Origin of the sequence: Paenibacillus ihuae, assembly GCF_001368795.1 — a bacterium.
GTDB classification, from domain to species: Bacteria; Bacillota; Bacilli; order Paenibacillales; family Paenibacillaceae; genus Paenibacillus_AQ; species Paenibacillus_AQ ihuae.
On sequence record NZ_LN831198.1, the window covers coordinates 2,623,986 to 2,627,250 of the forward strand.

The 3,265-nt window shown below is 37.1% G+C and carries 5 protein-coding genes; 3 read left to right on the forward strand and 2 right to left on the reverse strand.

The window, feature by feature from the left end:
* Positions 1-43 precede the first annotated feature (43 nt).
* The gene (locus tag AQR02_RS11890; protein WP_052098489.1) at positions 44-385 is read right to left on the reverse strand and encodes a helix-turn-helix domain-containing protein; all 342 of its coding nucleotides are present in this window, start codon (positions 383-385) and stop codon (positions 44-46) included.
* Positions 386-520: 135 nt separating this feature from the next.
* Between AQR02_RS11890 and AQR02_RS11895 the strand changes: the two genes are divergently transcribed.
* Complete coding sequence (locus AQR02_RS11895; protein ID WP_038696225.1) at positions 521-844, forward strand: hypothetical protein; 324 nt, start codon at positions 521-523, stop codon at positions 842-844.
* A gap of 8 nt (positions 845-852) precedes the next feature.
* Here AQR02_RS11895 and AQR02_RS11900 read toward each other — a convergent pair whose 3' ends face one another.
* Positions 853-1,065, reverse strand: a complete 213-nt coding sequence (locus tag AQR02_RS11900) for a helix-turn-helix domain-containing protein (protein ID WP_038700943.1) — start codon at positions 1,063-1,065, stop codon at positions 853-855.
* 129 nt (positions 1,066-1,194) lie between these two features.
* Between AQR02_RS11900 and AQR02_RS11905 the strand changes: the two genes are divergently transcribed.
* Together AQR02_RS11905 and AQR02_RS11910 are read left to right on the forward strand one after the other, a co-directional pair.
* Positions 1,195-1,947 carry a TnsA endonuclease N-terminal domain-containing protein gene (locus AQR02_RS11905; RefSeq protein ID WP_082451816.1) on the forward strand — a complete coding sequence of 251 codons (753 nt, stop codon included), beginning with the start codon at positions 1,195-1,197 and terminating at the stop codon, positions 1,945-1,947.
* The coding region (locus AQR02_RS11910) for a hypothetical protein (protein WP_159067750.1) at positions 1,925-3,265 on the forward strand (1,341 nt) is incomplete at its 3' end. The genes AQR02_RS11905 and AQR02_RS11910, both read left to right, overlap by 23 nt.

Below are 3,265 nucleotides of genomic sequence, written 5' to 3' on the forward strand. Positions count from 1 at the left end.
CCCCCAAGCAAAGGGTGCGGTTTATTTATGCCATGTGATCGGTCTATTTTTCGAAAAACTCATCTAGCATGACTTGAACCTTTCGAAGATCTCTTTTTTTTAAGGAAACTAAGGTATGGATGATTTGATTCAATAATTCGTCCTTTTCATTCAATGCGGACTCTTGATATTTCGTATACATAAACAAATCCATAATCTGAACATCAAGAGCATCGGCGATCTTCAGTAGGTTCACTAAAGTAATATTTTTTTCAGCTCGTTCAACGCCACCAATATAGGAGAAATGAAAGCCGGCCTTTTCACCGAGCTCCTCTTGAGACCATCCACGTTGCTTCCGAATATCACGGATGCGTTGTCCTATTTTTTGAATTACTGAAGTTTCCATGATTACACCTCTAAAACTAAGTGTAAACAATGGGGCAACAGCGATACATACTCACATAAATATCAATACATATTTTTGATATGTATACGTATTATTTAGTAGTAAATGGCAACACTATATAGTGAGGTGATAGGATTGGAAAATACAGAGAACTCATTGACCTTAGGATTTGCTTTAGTTACACCATCTGGCTTAAAATTCGAAAACGTGTTTTACACAAACGGAATGATGATAAAGCATGGATGGTTTGAGTTAGCACAGCGAGAAGAGGGATGGCAGATACCAATTCTCTACGATAGTAAGGATTTAACAAGAATTATGTTACTTGATATCGACTCTACAAAAGGTGCATTCCAAATTGAAGATGCAAGCCAAAAAATCGACTCTGAGATGAGAGAACTCTATTTTTCAGCCATAGCGTCATTGAAAGTACAATTAAGACATAACAAAAACAAATGATAGACATTCTAAGGTAGAAGATCATGGACAGAAACCTCAAGAGAAGTGGCAATCTGATAAAGATAATGGATTCGAATAAGGTGACGACCGGCTTCAATATTGGTTATTGAAGGTCTTGAAATATGGACTCGTATTGCTAGTTCTTCTTGAGTCATGCCTCGTTCTTCTCTTTTACTCTTAATAAGTTGACCAATGATTTTATAATACATGAATTCGCTCATCATAATACTCCTCTCTTAATCTATTAAGATTAGTATTACCAATAAGAGAGAGCTTTAGTATTTTTGAAGTCAATAACAAAAATGCTGTTTAAAATCTGAACATTCGGAAATAAAGAATCCCAAGAAGTAATGAAAGAATCTTCAGAAATTCGAATTGTTTATTATTCGAAAAAAGAGAGCGGATGTGATTCTATGGAGCACACCTTGATTCCATATACTCCAATCGTCATGCCAAGAAGTAAAAGATACGGTAACAATTACTGGGGTATGATGGGGCCAAAAGTTAGCTACCGGGATGTTATCTTATATAGCGACTTAGAATATGATCATTGGGTGACCGTTGAAACAGATGCTAAGGTAAAAACATATTGTGAACAACCACTGGAGATTACTTATACTTTGAATGGAAAACGGAATCGAACTATTTTTGATATGTGCCTTTATGAAAATGGGTCTGAGCTTTTTGTGGAAGTTAAATATGAGAAAGAACTTCATCCGAGTAATCGGAATTACGACCGTGTCATGAGGCAACTTGAAGCTCAAAAAGAATGGTGTAGGCTTAATGGAAAACTTCATGAAGTGAGGACAGAGAAATCCATTCGCTCAGGTAGGTATTCCATTGAAAACAGAATCAAAATATTAGCTAGTGTAATTAATCATAGACATCCGATGTTTATCGAAGAAGTATCCAAATCTCTTGACTGCACAAAAAGAACGATGAAAGAGATTTGCTATGAATTATCTGATACATGTAGTTCTTATGAGGTTTTTCTTTCTTGTCATTGGTTGTACTACAAAGGAATAATTACTGCCGATATTGATTCGATGATTTGGAACTATGAGATGGAGGTCTGGAAACTTGAGCAGATGTCGATTATTTGAGAAAGACGGTTATTTGCAGGAACAAGTCAATCCAGATCTTTGGCCAACTGTAGATGATTCCAGATTATCTGAAATAGAAAAGAACAGGTACGTGAATCGAAGAGATGCTATCGTTATGTATTTTAAGCGAGTGGATATGAAAGAGATTCAACGATCCACCCAGATAAGTCCTCAGAATCTAAGAAGATTAGTAAAAAGATGTATAGACCTAGACGAAAATGGAGTCGTATGGGGATTTCGTGCATTGATTCCGTACAAAAAGGTGAAATCATACCGACTTGACGTACTAAAGGAAGACCGAAATGAATCGAGAAAAACAGGGGAGTTTAATCTGCTGTTAGAGACACACCCTGACATAAAAGACTTAATAACAGACTTATATCTGGGAACTCATCGTCGAACGCTTGAACCAGCCATGAAACCTCTGAATATTCATAAAAAATTTATTGAGCAATGCCGAAATAAGGAAATTCCTTTATCACAATATCCTTTTAATACTAAGAACATGGGCAGAAAAGCTTTACAACGTTTCTTAAATCGCATTGCGTATCTACACTTTGGTGAAGGAAATCGACGCTATGGGCAAGATGCCAAGACTCGAGCTAAACATACCGGTGAAGGTGAACAGAACCATCCTTCAACTTTACACCCCTACCAGAAAGTACAATTTGATGCTCATCGCATAGACGGTTTCTTCATTGTTGATTTAGTAACCCCAGAAGGTGATTTAGTATCAGTCACACTGGATCGATTTTGGATCCTTACATTAATTGATGTAGCCACTCGTATAGTTTTTGGTTATTCGATAAGTTTAAGCAAAGAGTACAGTGCGAGTGATGTTATGATATGTTTTCGTAATTCAGTAATCCCTCATGAAAAAATACAAATCACAATAGATGGAATGAAGTACTCAGAATTGGGAGGATTCCCTTCCGAAGTATACCCACAAAATACTTCCTGGGCTGTGTGGGATGTGATTTGTTTTGATAACGCTAAGTCTCATCTTGCAAATTTGGTGAAGGATCGATTAAAGAATCTGATTGGGTGCGCTACTAATCTTGGACCGGTTGCACTCCCGATGAGAAGAGGAATTATTGAGCGTTTTTTCAAAACACTTGAGGAGACAGGCTTTCACCGGCTGCCAAACACAACTGGAAGCAATCCTGATGATCCAAGAAGAAAGAACCCTGAGAAGAACGCAATTAGATACCATATGACATTTGAACATTTGAAACAGCTGATTGATGTTATGATTTCTGATTATAATGGGACGCCACATGGAGGGATTTATCACCAATCCCCACTAGAATTACTTGGT